Raw genomic sequence first — 19,370 nt, 5'->3', positions numbered from 1 at the left:
CGTTAGGGAACCTTGCGGTTAATCGTTATCAGCAGTGGTTGTTGGTGACGGGTAGTAATGGCATCTAGCTCACCGGTGAGATCACCGCTTTGGGCCGTTGGCTGCCCCGTTCTGGAGATACGGGCGACTAGATTGACCTGTTCAAAGTTGGAGAGTCGCATCTCAGGCATCATCGCCTGTGAGTCGTCTAGGGTAATTGTCAAGGGGAGATCGGAGGCCTGTTTTCGTACCGCAGCTAACGGCATCGGTGGCCCCGATACCGCCCGCGCAAAGATAAAGAGTACCTCATCCCCACGAATGTCGTTCTGCAAGGCCGCATCGAGCTCGACCCGTAGTTGTAACGCTACCTCGTCTCCCTCGGCTACAGCAGCCAAGGGGGTCAAGGGGGCCGGCGGCTCCACACCGAGCTGCTGCTCTAGTGCTGTAATCTGCTGGTTTAATACCTCTAGCTCATCGGGCTGCTGCTGTAACCCCCGCCGAGCCTGATACCAGAACTGTAGCGCCTGCTCACTCTCACCCGTCTCCGTCGCGGCGTGGCCAGCTAACCAGAGCGCAATCGCATTTTGCGGCTCAATATCGAGCGCTTGCTGAATCAGTTGCTGCGGCCGCCCCTGCATCGAGCCGTTTTGCAGCATCGCTAAACCATCGGCGAGCGCTAGCAGTACCATCGGGTTATCTTTAACTTCAGCATAGACCCGCTCATACGCCTCAACCGCTTTAGGATAGTTATTTAGCGCCGCATAGCTACGCCCGAGCATAAACCAGCCATCGATATTATCGGGCTCTTGCTGTAGCCGCTTTTCGAGCTGAACCACCAGCTCCTCCATTGAGGCCGGCACCTCGCCAGCGGCCGCTAACTGCTGTGCCTGCCGCTCCTCAGCGGGGGTAAGATGGGAGGGCGAACCGAGTTGCAGATAGAGCAGCACCGTAAACAGCGGCACAAAGATAGCTAAGGCGATCGCGCTTCGACGCCCCCGCCCCGCGCCGCTTTGCGCAATGTTATTGGCCACTGGGGTGGCAATTTCGCTCGCTAAGACCTGCTCAATTTCGGCACGAATCTGCGCTACCTCCTCATCAGAGAGCTGGTTCTGCTGCTGCATCGCCTCTAGCTCAGCTAAGCGCTCTCTGGCGATGGCGATATTCTGCGCCTCGCCATCGATGTTAGTGAGATGGGTCACTGAACGGCGCATCATCAGAATCACACTCACCACAGCCACTAGCAGCAGCAGTGCGGCCAAGAGGGTAAAGGTTATCATAAGCCCCCCTCCTTTGAGCCATCACGAAGCAGCGCCTCTGCCCGTTGCAACGCCACCGGATCGGGTGCCTCCTCATCGGATAGACTCACCCTACGACGCTGCTGCTGAATTAGACGCCCAACCACAAATAGCGCCAGTAGCAGAATCATAAATGGCCCAATCCAGAGCATTAGCGTCTTACCCCCCATGGGCGGATTATAGAGGACAAAATCGCCATAGCGCTCTACCATATAATCGATAATCGCCTCGCGACGGCTACCTGCAACCACCATCTCATAAGTTTTACGGCGCAAATCTTGTGCTAGTTCGGCATTCGAATCGGCTAGATTCTGATTTTGACACACCAAACAGCGCAGCTCCGCGATTAGCTCTTTATAGAGCGCCTCCTGCTCTGGCTGGTCAAAGTGGTAGATATCGACTTTAGCCCTAAGAGGAGAGCAGAGCAGCAGCCCCGACAGTAGCAGAACAATCCAGCGCACTTAACTCTCCTGTTGTAGCTGCTCAAGCAGCGGTTTAATTTGGCTACGGTACGACTCCATCGTCACCGGCCCGATATGTTTATGGCGAACCACCCCCTCTCTATCGATAACAAAGGTCTCCGGCACCCCATAGACCCCCCAATCGATACCAACCTCGCCCGCCAGATCGTGGGCGCTTAAGAGATAGGGGTTACCAAACTGCCCTAACCAGCGAATCGCATCGCCCCGCTCATCTTTATAGTTCAAACCGATAATCGTCACCCCCTCCACCTCAGCCATGTAGGTGATCACCTTATGTTCAGCCCGACAGGAGACACACCACGAAGCCCAGACATTGAGCAACCAGATCTGCCCCTGCATCTGTACCGGATCGAACGACTTCTCTGCCTGATGTAGCTGCGGCAAGGTAAACGCCGGTGCCACCTTACCGATAAAGGGCGAAGGTACCTCACGCGGATTGAGCTTCAACCCGATCGCTAACAGTAGTGACAGGGCGATAAAGATAACTAGCGGTAACAGATAGCGGTTCATCCCAACGACTCTTGTGGTGTCGCGATGGGGCGCGAATGTGGCTCGCTCTTTTCACTATTAACCGTGCCACGAGCCAGTTTGGCCATACGCAGATAGCGCTTATCAAAAGCCGCTAAGCCGCCCCCCAACGCCATTATTAACGCCCCAAACCAGAGCCAGCGCACAAACGGTTTATGGTAGAGGCGCACACTCCACGCCCCACTCTCTCCTAACGGCTCGCCGATGGCGACAAAGAGATCGCGAAACAGTCCAGGATCGATTCCCGCCTCGGTCATCGGCATCGTCTGAACCCAATAAGTCCGCTTTTCAGGGCTAAGGTGAGTCACCTTCTCATCGCCATAGAAGACATCCACCTCCCCCCGCCAAGCGGTATAGTTTGGCCCAGTAAGCTCTTTAACCCCTTGAAACACAAAGGTATAACCCCCCATAAGATAGCTCTCTCCCGGGGCTAATCTGACATCCTTTTCGGTACTGTAGATAGAGGTCAGCGTCACGCCAATCACAAACACCGCCAGACCGATGTGGCCTAGCACCATCCCCCAGTAGCCACGGCTGATATCTCGCCAACGACGGTTAGAGCGCTGCTCCCGTACCCCCTGCAGAGTCATTAGCACCACCCACACCGCTAGCGTCACCCCAAACCATGCCAACAGACTAAAAGAGTCGGCAAAGAGCAGCAGTAACACCAGTCCTGCGGCTATCGCAGCCACAGCAGCCGGCCAGAGACGAGGCAGTAGATTAGCCACACTATCCCGTTTCCAGCGCACCAAAATACCGATACCGACTAACACCACTAAAGGCGCGGTTAGAGGGATAAACACTGTATTAAAGTAGGGCGGCCCGACCGAAATCTTGCCATAGCCCAACGCATCAATAATAAGCGGATAGAGTGTTCCGAGCAGCACACTCACGGCGGCAACGACTAAAATGACATTATTCAGTAGCAGGCCAGTTTCCCGCGAGATTAGCTCAAACCGCACCCGAGAACGAATATCAGCCGCACGAACCGCATAGAGCAGCAGTGAGCTCCCCACCACGACCACCAAAAAGATTAGGATAAACAGCCCCCGCTCCGGATCGGTTGCAAAGGCGTGAACGGAGGTCAAAACCCCCGAACGGACTAAAAAGGTACCCAATAGACTTAACGAGAAGGTAAAGATGGCCAAAAGTACCGTCCACGCCTTAAAGCCCCCCCGTTTTTCAGTCACCGCTAGCGAATGCATCAGCGCCGTTCCGACCAGCCACGGCATAAACGAGGCGTTTTCGACCGGATCCCAAAACCACCAGCCGCCCCACCCTAGCTCGTAGTAGGCCCACCAACTCCCGAGCGCAATACCGAGGGTCAAAAAGAGCCATGCGATATTAGTCCACGGCCGCGACCAGCGAGCCCAAGCGGCATCGAGCCGCCCCCCAAGCATCGCGGCGATAGCAAAGGCAAACGGCACCACAAAGCCGACATAGCCGATATAGAGTAGCGGCGGATGGATAATGAGCCCAAGATCTTGCAGCAGCGGATTGAGATCACGCCCATCGGCCGGCGGATTGAATAGCCGCTCAAACGGGTTAGAAGTTAAGAGCATAAAGAGCAGAAAACCGACACTCACCAGCCCCATAACGGCCAACACTCGCGCCACCATCGCGTCCGGCACGCTGCGGCTAAAGCTTGCCACCGCAGCACCACAGAGACCCAAAATCAGCGCCCACAGCAGCAGCGACCCCTCATGTGCCCCCCATACCCCTGAGATAAGGTAGATAAACGGCAGTTTAGTATTGGAGTTCTGCGCCACATAAGCGACCGAAAAGTCGTGCACTATAAACGACCAGGTGAGTGCCAGATAGGAGAGCGCCATACAGACAAACACTCCCCACGCCAAAGGCCGTGCCAGCGCTATCCAAGCCGCTACCCCTCGCTGAGCACCAATCAACGGCAGTGTCCCCAGCATAATGGCAAACGCTAGCGACAGAATAAGCGCAAAGTGACCAAGTTCTGGAATCATATACTCTGACCTGCCGCGTTATGGTTTTGATAGTTTTGATAGTTTTGCGCCTCTCCGGCCTGATGCCCCTTCTCTAGCGCCTCTGCCACCTCTGGCGGCATATAGGTCTCATCGTGTTTAGCCAGCACCTCCTGAGCAACAAAAATACCTTGATCATTTAGCCTCCCTTGGGCAATCACCCCCTGCCCTTCGCTAAAGAGATCGGGCAAAATACCGCTGTAGTTCACCTTCACCTGGTGCGGCCCATCGGAGACGACGAAGGTGACCATGAGATCATCACTCCCCCGCTGCACACTACCGACCTCGACCAATCCCCCTAAGCGAAAAATATGCTCAACCGGTGCTACCCCCTGCGTCACCTCGGTAGGGGAGAAGAAGTAGGAGAGGTTGTTATCTAACGCCTTAAAGATAAATAGCGTCGCTAAAGAGAGAACGGCCACCCCCGCGACCAGTATCGATAATCGTTTATGTCGTGCTTTCATCTAATCCTCCATCAACCAACGCCTTCTCTTGCCGCTGTTGGCGGCGCAGAGCCCCTTCAATGTGTCGCTGACGCCGATAGAGAATCACCGGTTCAGCCACCATAAACAGAGCGGTAACCACAAATGAGCCCCAAACATAGAGCCAGTACCCCCCCATATAGAAAAACTCTCTCACCCCGTCCAATCGACTACCCTCCGGTTAACTCTTTAACCCAACTAGTGTGGCGCTCTCGCTGCAAAATCAGAGTTCGCACCCGCATTAACGCCATGACAATGCAGTAGCCCCAAAAGGCGAATGTCATGATGAGTAGTGTATTTAGCATCGTCGGGTTCATCGAACTCCCCTGCATCGTCAGCGTCGCCCCCTGATGGAGCGTATTCCACCACTTAACCGAGAAGTAGATAATCGGAATATTGACCACGCCCACAATCGCCAATACCGCACCGGCTCGATCAGCACGACGCGGATCATCAATCGCAGCCTGTAACGCCATAAAACCCAAATAGAGAAACAGCAGAATTAGCTCCGAGGTCAACCGCGCATCCCACACCCACCAAGTGCCCCACATCGGCTTACCCCAAAAGGCACCAGTCCAGAGCGCCAAAAAGGCCATCGCCGCTCCGGTCGGTGCTAGCGCACTCGCCATCATAGAGGACAAACGAGTATTAAACACCAACCCAACGGCGGCCCAGCCGGCCATAATCACATAGATAAACATCGACATCCACGCCGCCGGAACATGGATAAAGATAATCCGATACCCCTCCCCCTGCTTATAGTCGGTCGGTGCCACAAAGAAGCTCATATAGAGCCCGATAGCCATCAACACCACCGTCACCAGCGCGAACCAAGGAATTAACCGCCCCGCCAACGGGTAGAAGGTCGCCGGAGAGGAGAAGTGAAACCAGTTAATCAGCTTTTTTTTCATGCAAAATCGATAGCCAACCTTAAACCACAAACAGAGCCAAACAGAGCTCTAACAAGCCATCGGGCATCAACCCTAAGACCAGAATAGCCAACGCATTGAGAGTGAAGATTAGCCGCAAATCCTCCGGAGGTGACAACTTAGGTGCCCCCTCTGCCGGCTCATCAAAGTAGATCACCTTCACGACGCGCAGATAGTAGAACGCCCCGATGACCGAAAAGATGACCGCAATAATGGCTAAATGGATTAAACCGACCTCAACCACCGCCTGTAGTACCGCCAGTTTAGCCCAAAAACCGAGCAGCGGTGGCATACCGGCCATGGAGAACATAATCAGCAGCGCCATCAAGCCAAACCAAGGGTGGTGACGGTGCAGACCGGCTAAATCGCTAATATTTTGCGCCTCAAAACCGCGCCGACTGAGCAGAATCACCAGACCGAAACCGGCCATTCCCATGATCGCATAGACGATGACATAGTAGATCGCCGCCCCATACCCCTCTGCCGTGCCGGCGATCACCCCTAGCAGCAGAAAACCGATATGGGAGATACCAGAGTAGGCCAACATTCGCTTCAAATGGGTCTGCGCTATCGCAATCACATTAGCAACAATAATCGACAGCAGCGCCAAAAGGGTCAAAATATCGATCCACTGCGGCTGTAGCGGCCCCATCCCCTCCACCACCAGCCGCATTAACATCGCCAAAGCGGCCACTTTCGGGGCGGTGCTAATGAGCATCGTCACCGCCGTCGGCGCACCGTGATAGACATCGGGCACCCACATATGAAACGGCACCGCACCGAGTTTAAAGGCCACCCCGACCAACACAAAAACCAAGCCAAAGATCAATACCGACAGCTCCCCCTCCCCCTCAATCGCGCTTAACACTGCGCTCATATCGTTAAGATTAAGGGTACCGCTCATACCATAGAGCATCGACATGCCGTAGAGCAGCATCGCCGAAGCCATCGCACCGAGGACAAAATATTTCATCGCCGCCTCGGAGGCCTGCATCGAATCGCGCTGCAGGGCCACCAGCGCATAGAGCGACAGCGACATCAACTCCAGCCCTAGATAGATAGTTAACAGACTATGCGCCGAAATCATCACCATCATCCCTAGCATCGCCGCCAGAGAGAGGGTAAAAAACTCACCGCTAAAGAGCTCTCGTTGCAACAGATAGTGGCGCGAATAGACAAAGATAGCCACCATCATCAGCCCGACACTCCCCTTAAGTAGCGCCGCCATATCGTCCATAATAAATAGGCCGGAGAAGGTCACCACCGTCTCACTGCCGAGATAACCGAACGATAATAGCGCTACGCCGACAGCGGTCAACTGCGACAATAGATAGGTGACAATTCGCTGCTCATCACTCAAAAAGAGATCTAGCAGCAGAATGAGGCAGATCATTCCCAGTACAAATATCTCCGGCAACGCTGCGGCAAACTGAGGCAGGCTAAAGCTCATCAATGTCGTTCCCTCTATTAAATTTTAGGTGTCGCAAGGTGTTGGATTAGGTTATCGACACTTGGCGTCATCACCTCCAGCAGAGGCGCGGGCCAAAGGCCCAACAGCAGCACCATTAGCGCTAGTATCGCCATTATCAGAAACTCCCGCCTTGAGAGATCCTCCATCGTCGCGACGTGATCATGGACTACCTTACCAAACAGTACCCGCTTGACCATCCACAAGGTGTAGGCTGCACCAAGAATCAGCGTAGTAGCAGCAATAAAGGCTACCCAAAAGTTAGCTTTAAAGGCGCTTAAAATCACCATAAACTCGCCGACAAAACCGGCCGTCCCAGGCAGGCCGGCGTTTGCCATCGCAAATAGCACCATAAAACCGGTAAACAGGGGCATCACATGAACCACACCGCCGTAGCTATCGATATCACGGCTGTGAACTCGGTCATACATCACCCCGACACAGAGAAACATCGCCCCAGAGACAAAACCGTGGGCAATCATCTGCACTAAACCGCCCTCAATACCCATCGCCGCCCCATGAAACGAGCCGGTCGCCTCATAGATCATAAACGGAATGAAGAAGCCGAGGGTCACAAACCCCATGTGCGAAATGGAGGAGTAGGCGATTAACTTCTTCATATCCTGCTGCACCAGCGCCACAAAGCCGATATAGGTGATCGCAATCAGTGACAGCGCGACCATCAAGCCATCGAGGGCGTGAGAGGCGTCAGGAGTAATTGGCAGAGAGAAGCGGACAAAACCATAGGTACCGAGTTTTAACATAATAGCCGCCAGAATCACCGACCCCCCCGTCGGGGCCTGCACATGGGCATCGGGTAGCCATGTGTGTACCGGCCACATCGGTACTTTAACCGCAAAGGCGATTAGAAAGGCTAGGAAGATAGCTATCTGCGCCTCTAGCGGAATAGCCGCCGCGTGGTAGTCGAGAATCGAAAAGCTACCGGTCTCAAAGCGAAGATAGATTAACGCCACCAGCATAAAGACTGAGCCGAGAAAGGTGTAGAGAAAGAACTTAATCGTCGCATAGACCCGATTATCGCCACCCCATATCCCGATGATAATAAACATCGGAATCAGCATCGCCTCCCAAAAGACATAGAAGAGCATCGCATCGAGGGAGGCGAAGACGCCGTTCATCAACCCCTCCATAATCAAAAACGCGGCCATATATTGCGCCGGTCTATCCTTAATCACCTCCCAAGCCGAGAGGATGACAATCACCGTCATAAAGGTGGTTAACAGAATCAACGGCATCGAAAAGCCATCGACGCCTAAATGGTAGTTGACCTTAAACTGCTCAATCCAGAGCGCCTGCTCCTGAAACTGTAGCGCCGCAGTGGTCGTATCGAACCCGCCCCACAACGGCAGCGAGATTAAAAAGGTAGCGATAGCGACAAGTAACGCCACCACCTTTGCATGAAAGGCATTACCGCCACTGCCCAAATAGAGCACCAGCAGGCCGCCGACGATCGGCATCCAGATAACCAGACTTAATAGCGGAAGATCAGCAACCATTCCTCATTCCCTGTGTTGTTGTCATAACCAGCAACGACCGTTACCAGACCAGAACAGACCAGATGAAGAGCCCCAACAGCCCCAAAATCATGGTAAAGGCGTAGTGAAACAGCATACCCGACTGAATATGACGGACAATAGAGGCTATCCAACCGACCGACCATGCACTGCCATTAACCATCAACCCATCAATTAGCACCCGATCACCGACACGCCACAAGCCCCCCCCTAGTGCACGGCTCCCGCCACCAAAGAGACCGGCGAACAGCTCATCAAAATAGTATTTATTGAGCAGCAGGCGGTGTAGCGGTGCCAGCCTCTCGGCGATAAGCGCCGGCATTGAGGTAAATTTCATATAGAGCAGCCACGCAGTCACCACCCCAGCTAACGCTAACCAGAAGGGGGCGGTCACAAGGCCGTGCTCTATCATCGCCAACGGCCCATGAAACTGCTGCTCCAACTCAGCCAGGGCACTATGGTGCGGCAGCACCGTAATCGCACTACCAAAGAAGCTCCCAAAGGCCATCTCATCGACATAGAGATAGCCTATCACCACCGAGGGGATCGCCAACAGCACCAACGGCAGCGTCACCACCCATGGCGTTTCGTGTAGATGGTGACGGGTATGCTCATCCATCCGCTCCTGACCATGAAAGACCAGAAAATACATTCTAAAGCTATAGAGGGCGGTAACAAACACCCCGATAAGAAGCGCCGCATAGGCGAAACCAGACCCCGTTATTTGGCTATAACCTACCGCCTCAATAATGGTGTCCTTAGAGAAGAAACCAGCAAAACCGGGGGCACCAATAAGGGCTAACGAGCCTATGAGCGAGGTGATCCAGGTAATCGGCATATATCGACGCAGACCGCCCATTTGGCGCATATCCTGCTGGTGGTGCATGGCAATAATGACTGACCCGGCGGCTAAGAAGAGAAGCGCTTTAAAAAAGGCGTGAGTCATCAGATGAAACAGCGCCGCTGAGTAGGCTGAGGCACCGAGCGCCACCGTCATATAACCGAGCTGCGACAGGGTCGAATAGGCCACCACGCGCTTAATATCGTGCTGCACCAGCCCCAAAAAGCCCATCAATAGCGCCGTCACCGCGCCGATGATTAACACAAACGACAGCGCCGTTTCAGAGAGCTCATAGATAGGCGACATCCGCGCTACCATAAAGATACCGGCGGTCACCATGGTAGCGGCATGAATAAGCGCCGAGATAGGTGTCGGACCCTCCATTGAGTCGGGCAGCCAGATATGTAGCGGCACTTGCGCCGACTTTCCCATCGCACCGATAAAGAGCAGAATCGCAATCACAGTCATTAAAGACCACTCGGTTCCGGGCCAGATAGAGATAGTCACCTCTTTAAATTGATCGACACTACCGAAGACGGTCATATAGTCGAGCGAATTAAAGTACATTAAGACCGCCGCAATACCGAGAATAAAGCCAAAATCGCCCACCCGATTGACCAAAAAGGCCTTTAAATTGGCATAGACCGCCGACTCTCGGGTTGACCAGAAACCGATCAGCAGATAGGAGACCAGCCCGACCGCCTCCCAGCCAAAGAAGAGCTGCATAAAATTGTTGGCCATCACCAGCATCAACATTGAGAAGGTGAAGAGCGAAATATAGCTAAAGAAGCGCTGATAGCTATGTTTACCGGCCCGGCTCTCCGCAGGCCAGTTATGCTCATCATCGGCCATATAGCCGATGGTATAGATATGCACCATCAGCGAGACGAAGGTGACCACCACCATCATCATCACCGTCAACTCATCAATCAAAAAGCCGATCTCAAACGAGATCCCATCGGCGATCATCCAGAGATAGACGGTCTGATTTATCACCGCCCCACCCTCAAAGACAATATGGACAAACAGTGCAAGCGAGAGCAGCGTGGCGATAGCGACACCGATAATAGTGACTCGATGCGCCCCCTTACGGCCAATTTTTGCCCCAAACAGCCCAGCGATAATAGCACCGATAAGCGGCGCGAGAACGGTAGCGATGGTGACCTGATGCCAGTTTTCAAACATGAAGCGCTCCTACCCTTTCAACCCATTCAGATCAGCCACATTAATAGTGCGTTTGTTACGAAACAGCACCACCAGAATCGCCAGCCCTATCGCCGCCTCCGCAGCCGCCACAGTCAGAATAAAGAAGACAAACACCTGCCCGGCACTATCCCCCAAAAAGTGGGCGAAGGCGATAAAGTTAATATTGACTGCCAGTAACATTAACTCAATACACATTAATAGAATAATCAGATTCTTACGGTTAATAAAAACCCCAGCCATACTGATACTGAAGAGTATGGCGCTCACAGTCAAATAATCGGCAAGTGCTATCACAACGCTCTCCTTATTGAACAGGGCTAACGCCGCTGCTCAGGCTCCATTTTAACCAGGCGAACCCGATCCTCACGACTCACTACCACCTGATTACCCACCTCCTGAAACTTGGTGGTATCTCGGTGGCGCAGCGTTAGCGCAATCGCGGCAATAATCGCCACTAACAGCACCACGGCAGCTAACTCAAACGCAAACAGATAGTCGGTGTAGAGGACACTGCCTAACAGACGGGTATTGCTAAATTCAGCCCCCTGTCGCTCCGGTGCAGCAGCGTGCTCTAGTCCGAACGGCTCCCCCCCCACGACCATCACCATCATAACCGCCATGACCACAGCAACAGCGACTCCTAGCGGCAGATAGCGGGCAAACCCCTCTCGCAGGATAGCAAGATTAATATCGAGCATCATCACCACAAACAGAAACAGCACCATCACCGCACCGACATAGACTAAAATGAGGGTAATCGCGAGAAACTCCGCCTCTAGTAGCAGCCATAGTGCCGCACTGGCAAAAAAGCCGAGCACCAGAAATAGCGCCGCACGCACCGGATTTTTCACCGTCACCACCATCAGTGCGGCCACAAGCAGCACCCCGGCAAAAAAGTAGAAGACCAACTGCTCTAATGACATAACGCTATAAACTCCACACGCTAACGGTAGGGGGCATCTTCGGCACGAGCGGCGGCGATTTGGGTCTCATACTTATCACCATTCGCCAGCAACTTCGCTTTGGTAAGGAGTAGATCGTCACGCGACTCGCCATGATACTCGTAGAGATGAGTCTCAACGATAGCATCGACCGGACACGCCTCCTCACAAAAGCCACAAAAGATACACTTAGCTAGATCGATATCGTAGCGAGTGGTTCGACGGCTACCATCGCTGCGCTCTTCGGCCTCAATCGTAATCGCCTGCGCCGGACAGATCACCTCACACAGTTTGCAGGCGATACAGCGCTCCTCACCATTAGGGTAGCGCCGCTGAGCGTGCTGACCACGAAATCTAGGCGAGATAGGTGCCCGCTCCTCAGGGTATTGTACCGTCAATTTGCGCTTAAAAAAGTAGCGGCCAGTGACCCCTAGCCCTTTGCGTAGCTCGGCGAGAGTCAGACTCTTTAAGAGTTGTAACATTGCGCTCATGCTTGCCTACCTGCTTGGTTATCCATTGAGTGTAAACCAGGGGCCTAATTCAGCCACCACCGCGACCCCGACGACGGCAATCCAGACGAGGGTGATCGGAATGAAGACCTTCCACCCCAACCGCATAATCTGATCGTAACGGTAGCGGGGAAAGGTAGCCCGAAACCAGAGAAACAGAAACATAAAGAGCGCCGTTTTTAGAAGCAACCAGACGATACTCGACTCCGCTAATAGCGTTCCGGCGAAGGCCTCAAAGCCCTCAAACGGTGACAGCCACCCCCCCATAAACATCAGTGCTGTCAGTAACGAGATAAGGATCATATTGGCATATTCGGCCAAAAAGAAGACTGCAAACGCCATTCCAGAGTACTCGACATGGAAGCCGGCCACAATCTCCGACTCCCCTTCAGCGACATCAAAGGGGGCACGATTGGTTTCGGCGACACCGGAGATAAAATAGACCAAGAACAGCGGCAGCAGCGGCAGCCAGTACCAGTGCCAAATCCCCCCCTGCTGGCCATTGACAATCTCACCTAAATTGATACTACCGGCGGCCATTAAGACGCCGACTAGGGCAAAGCCCATCGCAATCTCATACGACACGATCTGCGCCGCCGAACGCATCGCCCCTAGCAGAGCATACTTAGAGTTCGACGCCCAACCGGCCACAATCACCCCATAGACACCAATTGATGTGAGCGCTAGCACATAGAGCAGCGAGGCATCGACATCGGCCAAAATCAGCTCACTGTTAAAGGGAATCACCGCCCAAGCCGCTAGCGCCGGTGCCATCGATAAGATAGGGGCGATAATAAATAGCGGCTTATCGGCCCGAGAGGGGATCACAATCTCCTTAAACATTAACTTAACCGCATCGGCAATCGGCTGCAGCAGCCCCCGAGGGCCGACTCGATTCGGGCCGATACGAACCTGCATGTAGCCTATCACTTTGCGCTCTGCCAGCGTGTAGTAGGCGACGGCAGCGAGCAGCGGCAGCAAAATAGCCGCTATTTTCAGTAGGGTCATTAGCAGATATTGCAGCCCCTCGGGCAGACCGATTGTGGTCATTATCGACTGTAGAAACTCCACCATAACGCTCTCCCTTGTGGCTCCCTGTTAATCCGCTACGCGACTGAGTTCAAAACGGCCCTGCAGCGGCACTCTGCGTGCCGCTTCACTGCCAGCTGCCAGATAGAAGCAGTCCGGCGGCACACCCTCATCCACAACCCAATTGAGGGTTAGCGAGAGATCTGCCGCTTTTAACTCAATGTCAGTGGCGCTGACATCAATTTTGGCAGCGGTCGCTGTCGCACTTGAGAGACGCAGAGTATCGGCCCGCACACCGTCTTGAGTCGCTTGCAGCGCCGTGGCCCGCCGCAGCATCGGCGAGGCGCGATAGATAGCGGCGGCGGCGAGACGCTGTAGCCCCGCTGAGGGCGAAGGGTCGGCGACACTAACGGCTGTCACTGCCACAGAGTCGCTATCATCGAGCGGTGAGACGATCTCCCGTAGCTCGGCCGTGACATCACACAGCTCCATCTGCTCAAATCCGGCCAGATCACACAGATTGCCCAGCACCCGCAGCAGCTTCCAAGCCGGTTTACTCTCACCTTGCGGGGGAACCGTCGCAAAGTAGCTCTGCCACTCCCCTAAGCCATTGATAAAAGTCCCCTCTGACTCCAAAAATGGCGCAATCGGCAGCAGTAGATCGGCCTGCTCTCGCAGCAAATCGCTCCCATAACTACTTAACGCTACCACAAAATCGGCCTTAGCTAGCCCTTGATAGGCTAACTGACTATCGAGACAATCATCTACCGGTTCGACATTGAGTAGCAGATACCCTTTAAGCCCCTCGCTAAACATCTGTGGCCAGCTCATCCCCGCATCGCCACCCTCAATAGTCGCCCCGCCAGCAAGGCGGTGCGGGAGTGCCCCTGCTAATGCCGCGCCCGCACTATTCCCCCCGGTAGGCAGTAGCGACAGGGAGGCACCACTTAACTTAGCTAGCAGTGCGGCTAACTGCTGCAGGCGGCCATAGTTCGGCAGCGCCATGGCGTGTGCCCCTAATAAGATCGAAATCTGGCCGTGCTGCTGCGCCAATTTGTCGGCCAGCGCCTCTTCGCGTGTACCGACACTTGCCTGCTCTATCCACTCCCGATGGGGTTCGGCGACTGCGCTACCGCTCAGCTTAGCCAACTGTTTGACCGTACCGGCAAGGTGGCCCTCTAGCACCAGTGGTGCGAGGTGTTGCGACAGTGGCGAGGCTGGCAGACGCAGGTCGAAGTCTATCGGATTGAGCGCCACCACTTCACACGGTAACTCACGCGCTGCACGACGAACCCGCTGGGCTAGTAGCGGCTGCTCCTTAGTCAGATCACTACCGATAACCAGCAGCAACGGCACCGCCATCAGTTCGGCCAGCGGTTTGGCAAAACCGGGGCGGTGCGGATCGCCCTGTTGGGTGGAGAAGTCACTACGCCAGAGGCGGCTATCGATATGGTGACTCCCGAGACCACGCAGCAGTTTTTGTGCTAAATAGAGCTCTTCTACTGAAGACTCAGCACTGAGTAACGCTCCGAGAGCGCTGCTACCCGACTCTTTGACCACCCCTAGCAACCCTTCGGCCGCATAGGTTAGTGCACTATCCCAGTCGATCTTCTGCCACCGACCATCCCGTTTAATTTCGGGAGTTAATAACCTGTCGGGGTGGGTCAACGCCTGATAACTAAATCGGTCTCTATCTGAGAGCCAACACTCATTTAAGGCCTCGCACTCTGCCGGCACAACCCGTTTGACCTCCCCCCGCAGCGTATCGACCCGCAGATGGCTGCCTAAGATATCGTGGGGGGAGATCGATGTCATAGAGCTCAACTCCCACGAGCGGGCACTAAAGCGGTACGGCTTTGAGGTCAGCGCTCCGACTGGGCAGAGATCGATCACATTAGCCGATATTTCGGCATCGACCGATCCCTCTAAATAGGTGGCGATATGCATATGCTCGCCCCGACCCGGTGCCCCTAGCTCCATCACCCCAGCAATCTCCTGCCCAAAACGGACACAGCGGGTACACTGAATACAGCGTGTCATATCGGTGCTAATTAACGGCCCGATATCGTGATCCACCACCACCCGCTTGCTCTCACGGTAACGAGAGGCGTTATTACCGTAGCCGACGGCGATATCTTGTAGGTCACACTCCCCCCCCTGATCGCAAATCGGACAATCGAGCGGGTGGTTAATAAGCAGAAACTCCATCACTGAGCGCTGTGCTGCAATCGCTTTGGGGGAACGGGTATGAATCTTCATCCCCTCGGCGACCGGTGTGGCGCAGGCAGGCATCGGTTTAGGTGCCCGTTCAACTTCGACTAGGCACATCCGGCAGCTAGCCGCGAGTGAGAGTTTGCCGTGGTAACAGAAGCGAGGGATGGTCACGCCATACTCATCGGCTACCTCGATCACATAGCGGTCGCTATCGACCTGTAGTGGCTGACCATTAAGCTCAATTGTAACTTGTCTCATCTCTTCTCCGCCCGTCTAGCTATCCATACACCGCTTATGCTCGATATGGTACTCGAACTCATGGCGAAAGTGTTCCAGAAAACTGCGCACCGGCATCGCCGCCGCATCCCCTAGCGCACAGATGGTATTGCCCATAATACGACTGGCGACATCATCGAGCTGGTCTAAATCCTCTGGCCGCCCCTGACCATTTTCGATACGGTGAATGATTCGATAGAGCCAGCCAGTCCCCTCACGACAGGGGGTACACTGGCCACACGACTCTTCATGGTAGAAGTAGGCTAAGCGCTCCAGCACTTTGACCATGCAGGTCCCCTCAGCGATCACAATCACTGAGCCCGCCCCTAGCATCGATCCGGCCGCTGCGATCGAGTCGTAATCCATACTCATCGCCATCGCCTTAGCGGCAGGAAGTACTGGGGTTGAGCTGCCGCCGGGAATCACCGCTTTGAGCTGGCGCCCATCGAGCACGCCGCCAGCCATCTCTAGTAGCTCACTAAAGGGTGTGCCTAGCGGAATCTCATAGTTAGCCGGCTTATTAACATGACCCGACAGACAGAAGAGCTTCTCACCCCCATTATTCGGCTTGCCTAAGTTGAGAAACCACTCTCCGCCTTTGGCTAAAATGATCGGTACTGAGGCGAGGGTTTCGGTATTATTAATGGTTGTCGGCTGCCCATAGAGGCCATAGTTGGCCGGAAAGGGGGGTTTAAAACGGGGCTGCCCCTTTTTGCCCTCTAACGACTCTAATAGCGCCGTCTCTTCGCCACAGACATAGGCACCGGCACCGAGGTGTACCTCTAGATCGAAATCAAAACCGCTGCCGAGAATATCTCTGCCTAGTAGGCCCGCAGCTCGCGCCTCCTCTATCGCGCCTTGAAAGCGCTCATACGGCTCCCAGAACTCGCCCCGAATGTAGTTGTAGCCCATGGAGGCACCGATGGTATAACCGGCAATCGCCATCCCCTCAATGAGTTGGTGCGGGTTGTAGCGCAGTATATCTCTATCTTTGCAGGTGCCCGGCTCCCCCTCATCGGAGTTGCAGACGATATACTTCTGCCGCTCATCTTTGGGCATAAAGCTCCACTTCAGTCCGGTCGGAAAGCCGGCACCACCGCGACCCCGTAGCGCCGACCTCTTCAGTTCGTCGATAATCTCCGCCGCCGGGGTCTTCTCTGTCAAGAGTCGTTTGAATACCTCATACCCACCGGCACTCGCGTAGCTCTCCAATCTCCAAGGGGTCTCTTGATCTAGGGTTCGGAAACAGACCTGATTTGTCACGACGGCTCCTTCAAAACAGACTCATCGAGTTGATCCAAAATGCGATCTAGCGCATCCGGAGTCAGATTTTCGTAATAGTCGCGGCCAAGTTGCGCTACCGGCGCATTGACACAGGCACCGAGACACTCCACCTCTTTTAGGGTAATCCGCCCATCGGCCGTGGTCTCGCCTAATTTAATCCCCAACCGCTGCTGTAGATGGTTAACTAACTCATCCGAGCCGCGCAACATACAGGAGATATTGGTGCAGAGGCAGAGCTTATGTCTGCCTACCGCCTCACGCTCATACATTGAGTAGAAGGTAGCCACTTCGTAGGCGGCAATGTTGGGCATCTCAAGGTAGTCGGCAACCGCTTCAATTAACTCATTACTGAGCCAACCCCCATTCTGCTCTTGGGCGATACGCAGCCCAGCCATCACGGCCGAGACTTTGTGCTCGGGGGGATATTTGGCAATCCAGCTATCGAGCTCAATACGAGACTCCTCGGTTAACAGACTCTGGTCAGCAGCACTCATTAGCGATCAATCTCTCCAAATACAATATCTTGGGTTCCAATCACAGCCACCACATCAGCGAGCATGTGTCCCGAAACCATCTCATTCATTGAGGCAAGGTGGGCAAAACCGGGGGCACGAATCTTTAAGCGGTAGGGCTTATTCGCTCCATCAGAGATTAGATAGATACCAAACTCCCCTTTTGGGTGCTCCACTGCCGCATAGACCTCCCCTTCAGGGATGGTAAAGCCCTCACTAAAGAGCTTAAAGTGGTGAATAAGCGCCTCCATCTCCTGCTTCATCTCTTCTCGTGGCGGTGGCGCTACCTTGCGATTATCGGTAATCACCGGGCCTGGGTGCTCTCTTAGCCACTGAATCGCCTGCTTGATGAGGCGGTTCGACTGGCGCATCTCCTCAATGCGAACTAAATAGCGATCATAACAGTCGCCGTTAACCCCGACGGGGATATCGAAATCGAGTCTATCATAGACCTCATAAGGCTGCTTTTTGCGTAGATCCCACGCTATCCCCGAACCGCGCAGCATCGGCCCACTTAACCCGAGCTGCAACGCCCGCTCCGGGGTCACAACGCCAATATTGACTAGGCGCTGTTTCCAGATACGGTTATCGGTCAACAGGGTCTCATACTCATCAATATAGCCGGGAAAACGGTGGGTAAAATCTTCGATAAAATCGAGCAACGATCCCTGTCGCGGCTCATTTAGCCGTCGCAGCTCCTCCGCTGAGTGGTATTTAGTCGCCTGCTGATTAAACTGCGGCATCTTAGCGGGTAGGTCACGATAGACTCCACCAGGGCGATAGTAGGCGGCGTGGAGCCTCGCCCCAGAGACTGCCTCGTAGCAATCCATCAGATCTTCTCGCTCCCGAAAAGCGTAGAGAAACACCGTCATCGCACCGACATCAAGGGCGTGGGCACCGAGCCACATAAGATGGTTCAAAATGCGAGTCACTTCGTCAAACATCACCCGAATATATTGCGCCCGCAGCGGCACCTCCAACCCTAACGCCTTCTCTATCGCCATACAGTAGGCGTGTTCGTTAGACATCATGGAGACATAGTCGAGTCTATCCATATAGGGCAAACTCTGTAGATAGTGTTTAGTCTCGGCCAGCTTCTCAGTCCCGCGATGGAGCAGACCGATGTGGGGATCGGCTCGCTCAATCACCTCGCCATCCATCTCCAGAATGAGCCGCAACACGCCATGGGCGGCCGGATGCTGTGGGCCAAAGTTAAGGGTATAGTTACGAATTTCAGCCATTCTTGGCCTCCTCGGCAGCAGGAGAGAGGTAGCGGTGATCTTCCCGAACCACTTTTGGGATCTGATCACGGGGATCAATCGTCACTGGCTGATAGACAACCCGCTGCTTCTGCTCATCGTAGCGCATCTCAACATGGCCACTTATCGGGAAATCTTTGCGAAACGGATGGCCGATAAAGCCATAGTCGGTCAAAATGCGGCGTAAATCGGGATGGCCTTCAAACAGGATGCCATAGAGATCAAACGCCTCTCGCTCAAACCAGTCGGCACAGCTCCAAATAGTGGTCACCGAGGGGAGCAGCGGCATCGCCTCCTCCTCGCAAAAACAGCGCACTCGCAGCCGATGGTTTAGACTAATCGACTGTAGATGATAGACGACGGCAAAACGGCCCTGACGCTGTAGCTGCTGTTTACCATGGTAGTCAAGATAGTCAACACCGCACAGGTCGATCAGCTGTTCAAACTTGAGTGCCTCATCATCGCGTAACCGCGTCATGGCGGCGAGCAGAGTGGCCGCACTGAGCGTCACTGTTAGCTCCCGATGGGCGACAACTCTCTCGCCACAGAGTTCGCCTAACACCGAACTGACGCTCTCAGAGAGGGCAAGATAGTAGTCAGACAT

The 19,370-nt window shown here is 54.3% G+C and carries 19 protein-coding genes; all 19 read right to left on the bottom strand.

Annotated features, from left to right (window positions below; all coding sequences use genetic code 11):
* Positions 1-2: 2 nt before the first annotated feature.
* The 19 genes from ccmI to D5085_10145 are packed head-to-tail and all read right to left on the bottom strand — an operon-like array spanning position 3 to position 19,370.
* The gene (gene ccmI, locus D5085_10235) at positions 3-1,256 is read right to left on the bottom strand and encodes a c-type cytochrome biogenesis protein CcmI (protein ID QEP43470.1); all 1,254 of its coding nucleotides are present in this window, start codon (positions 1,254-1,256) and stop codon (positions 3-5) included.
* Positions 1,253-1,735: a cytochrome c-type biogenesis protein CcmH gene (locus tag D5085_10230; GenBank protein ID QEP43469.1), complete on the bottom strand. Its 483-nt coding sequence runs from the start codon at positions 1,733-1,735 to the stop codon at positions 1,253-1,255. Before D5085_10230 ends, ccmI begins: the two co-directional genes overlap by 4 nt.
* Positions 1,736-2,266 carry a DsbE family thiol:disulfide interchange protein gene (locus D5085_10225; GenBank protein ID QEP43468.1) on the bottom strand — a complete coding sequence of 177 codons (531 nt, stop codon included), beginning with the start codon at positions 2,264-2,266 and terminating at the stop codon, positions 1,736-1,738.
* Positions 2,263-4,263: a heme lyase CcmF/NrfE family subunit gene (locus tag D5085_10220; protein QEP43467.1), complete on the bottom strand. Its 2,001-nt coding sequence runs from the start codon at positions 4,261-4,263 to the stop codon at positions 2,263-2,265. Before D5085_10220 ends, D5085_10225 begins: the two co-directional genes overlap by 4 nt.
* Complete coding sequence (gene ccmE / locus D5085_10215) at positions 4,260-4,745, bottom strand: cytochrome c maturation protein CcmE (protein ID QEP43466.1); 486 nt, start codon at positions 4,743-4,745, stop codon at positions 4,260-4,262. The genes D5085_10220 and ccmE overlap by 4 nt, the downstream gene beginning before the upstream one ends.
* Positions 4,729-4,902: a heme exporter protein CcmD gene (ccmD, locus tag D5085_10210; protein ID QEP45125.1), complete on the bottom strand. Its 174-nt coding sequence runs from the start codon at positions 4,900-4,902 to the stop codon at positions 4,729-4,731. The genes ccmE and ccmD overlap by 17 nt, the downstream gene beginning before the upstream one ends.
* Before the next feature lie 31 nt (positions 4,903-4,933).
* A complete protein-coding gene (locus D5085_10205) occupies positions 4,934-5,674 on the bottom strand; it encodes a heme ABC transporter permease (protein ID QEP45124.1) in 741 nt (246 codons plus the stop codon).
* A gap of 19 nt (positions 5,675-5,693) precedes the next feature.
* Positions 5,694-7,142, bottom strand: a complete 1,449-nt coding sequence (gene nuoN, locus D5085_10200) for an NADH-quinone oxidoreductase subunit NuoN (protein ID QEP43465.1) — start codon at positions 7,140-7,142, stop codon at positions 5,694-5,696.
* A 17-nt stretch (positions 7,143-7,159) separates the two neighbouring features.
* Positions 7,160-8,677, bottom strand: a complete 1,518-nt coding sequence (locus tag D5085_10195; protein ID QEP43464.1) for an NADH-quinone oxidoreductase subunit M — start codon at positions 8,675-8,677, stop codon at positions 7,160-7,162.
* Positions 8,678-8,717: 40 nt separating this feature from the next.
* Entirely contained in the window at positions 8,718-10,721 is a 2,004-nt protein-coding gene (locus tag D5085_10190) for an NADH-quinone oxidoreductase subunit L (protein QEP43463.1), read from the bottom strand.
* 9 nt (positions 10,722-10,730) lie between these two features.
* Positions 10,731-11,036 (bottom strand): NADH-quinone oxidoreductase subunit NuoK, encoded by a 306-nt coding sequence (gene nuoK, locus D5085_10185; GenBank protein ID QEP43462.1) that lies wholly within the window; start codon positions 11,034-11,036, stop codon positions 10,731-10,733.
* Between the two features lie 23 nt (positions 11,037-11,059).
* Positions 11,060-11,665, bottom strand: coding sequence for an NADH-quinone oxidoreductase subunit J (locus tag D5085_10180; GenBank protein QEP43461.1), 606 nt, complete (start codon positions 11,663-11,665; stop codon positions 11,060-11,062).
* Positions 11,666-11,685: 20 nt separating this feature from the next.
* The gene (gene nuoI / locus D5085_10175) at positions 11,686-12,174 is read right to left on the bottom strand and encodes an NADH-quinone oxidoreductase subunit NuoI (GenBank protein QEP43460.1); all 489 of its coding nucleotides are present in this window, start codon (positions 12,172-12,174) and stop codon (positions 11,686-11,688) included.
* An 18-nt stretch (positions 12,175-12,192) separates the two neighbouring features.
* Entirely contained in the window at positions 12,193-13,242 is a 1,050-nt protein-coding gene (nuoH, locus tag D5085_10170; GenBank protein ID QEP45123.1) for an NADH-quinone oxidoreductase subunit NuoH, read from the bottom strand.
* Positions 13,243-13,290: 48 nt separating this feature from the next.
* A complete protein-coding gene (locus D5085_10165; protein ID QEP43459.1) occupies positions 13,291-15,693 on the bottom strand; it encodes an NADH-quinone oxidoreductase subunit G in 2,403 nt (800 codons plus the stop codon).
* 15 nt (positions 15,694-15,708) lie between these two features.
* Positions 15,709-16,974 carry an NADH oxidoreductase (quinone) subunit F gene (gene nuoF / locus D5085_10160; protein QEP43458.1) on the bottom strand — a complete coding sequence of 422 codons (1,266 nt, stop codon included), beginning with the start codon at positions 16,972-16,974 and terminating at the stop codon, positions 15,709-15,711.
* Positions 16,971-17,489, bottom strand: coding sequence for an NADH-quinone oxidoreductase subunit NuoE (nuoE, locus tag D5085_10155; protein QEP43457.1), 519 nt, complete (start codon positions 17,487-17,489; stop codon positions 16,971-16,973). Before nuoE ends, nuoF begins: the two co-directional genes overlap by 4 nt.
* Positions 17,489-18,748: an NADH-quinone oxidoreductase subunit D gene (locus D5085_10150; GenBank protein ID QEP43456.1), complete on the bottom strand. Its 1,260-nt coding sequence runs from the start codon at positions 18,746-18,748 to the stop codon at positions 17,489-17,491. Before D5085_10150 ends, nuoE begins: the two co-directional genes overlap by 1 nt.
* Positions 18,741-19,370 carry an NADH-quinone oxidoreductase subunit C gene (locus D5085_10145; GenBank protein QEP43455.1) on the bottom strand — a complete coding sequence of 210 codons (630 nt, stop codon included), beginning with the start codon at positions 19,368-19,370 and terminating at the stop codon, positions 18,741-18,743. The genes D5085_10150 and D5085_10145 overlap by 8 nt, the downstream gene beginning before the upstream one ends.

Source organism: Ectothiorhodospiraceae bacterium BW-2, assembly GCA_008375315.1.
In the GTDB taxonomy this organism is placed as follows: domain Bacteria; phylum Pseudomonadota; class Gammaproteobacteria; order Thiohalomonadales; family Thiohalomonadaceae; genus BW-2.
The sequence above is the reverse complement of the archived record's forward strand: the minus strand, read 5'-3'. Positions and strand labels throughout refer to the sequence as shown.

Excerpts from the sequence above, each read along its gene's own strand:
- ccmI (QEP43470.1), bottom strand. The coding sequence starts at position 1,256 with ATGATAACCTTTACCCTCTTGGCCGCACTGCTGCTGCTAGTGGCTGTG.
- D5085_10225 (QEP43468.1), bottom strand. The coding sequence starts at position 2,266 with ATGAACCGCTATCTGTTACCGCTAGTTATCTTTATCGCCCTGTCACTA.
- D5085_10220 (QEP43467.1), bottom strand. The coding sequence starts at position 4,263 with ATGATTCCAGAACTTGGTCACTTTGCGCTTATTCTGTCGCTAGCGTTT.
- ccmE (QEP43466.1), bottom strand. The coding sequence starts at position 4,745 with ATGAAAGCACGACATAAACGATTATCGATACTGGTCGCGGGGGTGGCC.
- ccmD (QEP45125.1), bottom strand. The coding sequence starts at position 4,902 with ATGGGGGGGTACTGGCTCTATGTTTGGGGCTCATTTGTGGTTACCGCT.
- D5085_10205 (QEP45124.1), bottom strand. The coding sequence starts at position 5,674 with ATGAAAAAAAAGCTGATTAACTGGTTTCACTTCTCCTCTCCGGCGACC.
- nuoN (QEP43465.1), bottom strand. The coding sequence starts at position 7,142 with ATGAGCTTTAGCCTGCCTCAGTTTGCCGCAGCGTTGCCGGAGATATTT.
- D5085_10195 (QEP43464.1), bottom strand. The coding sequence starts at position 8,677 with ATGGTTGCTGATCTTCCGCTATTAAGTCTGGTTATCTGGATGCCGATC.
- D5085_10190 (QEP43463.1), bottom strand. The coding sequence starts at position 10,721 with ATGTTTGAAAACTGGCATCAGGTCACCATCGCTACCGTTCTCGCGCCG.
- D5085_10180 (QEP43461.1), bottom strand. The coding sequence starts at position 11,665 with ATGTCATTAGAGCAGTTGGTCTTCTACTTTTTTGCCGGGGTGCTGCTT.
- nuoI (QEP43460.1), bottom strand. The coding sequence starts at position 12,174 with ATGAGCGCAATGTTACAACTCTTAAAGAGTCTGACTCTCGCCGAGCTA.
- nuoH (QEP45123.1), bottom strand. The coding sequence starts at position 13,242 with ATGACCACAATCGGTCTGCCCGAGGGGCTGCAATATCTGCTAATGACC.
- D5085_10165 (QEP43459.1), bottom strand. The coding sequence starts at position 15,693 with ATGAGACAAGTTACAATTGAGCTTAATGGTCAGCCACTACAGGTCGAT.
- nuoE (QEP43457.1), bottom strand. The coding sequence starts at position 17,489 with ATGAGTGCTGCTGACCAGAGTCTGTTAACCGAGGAGTCTCGTATTGAG.
- D5085_10150 (QEP43456.1), bottom strand. The coding sequence starts at position 18,748 with ATGGCTGAAATTCGTAACTATACCCTTAACTTTGGCCCACAGCATCCG.
- D5085_10145 (QEP43455.1), bottom strand. The coding sequence starts at position 19,370 with ATGTCTGACTACTATCTTGCCCTCTCTGAGAGCGTCAGTTCGGTGTTA.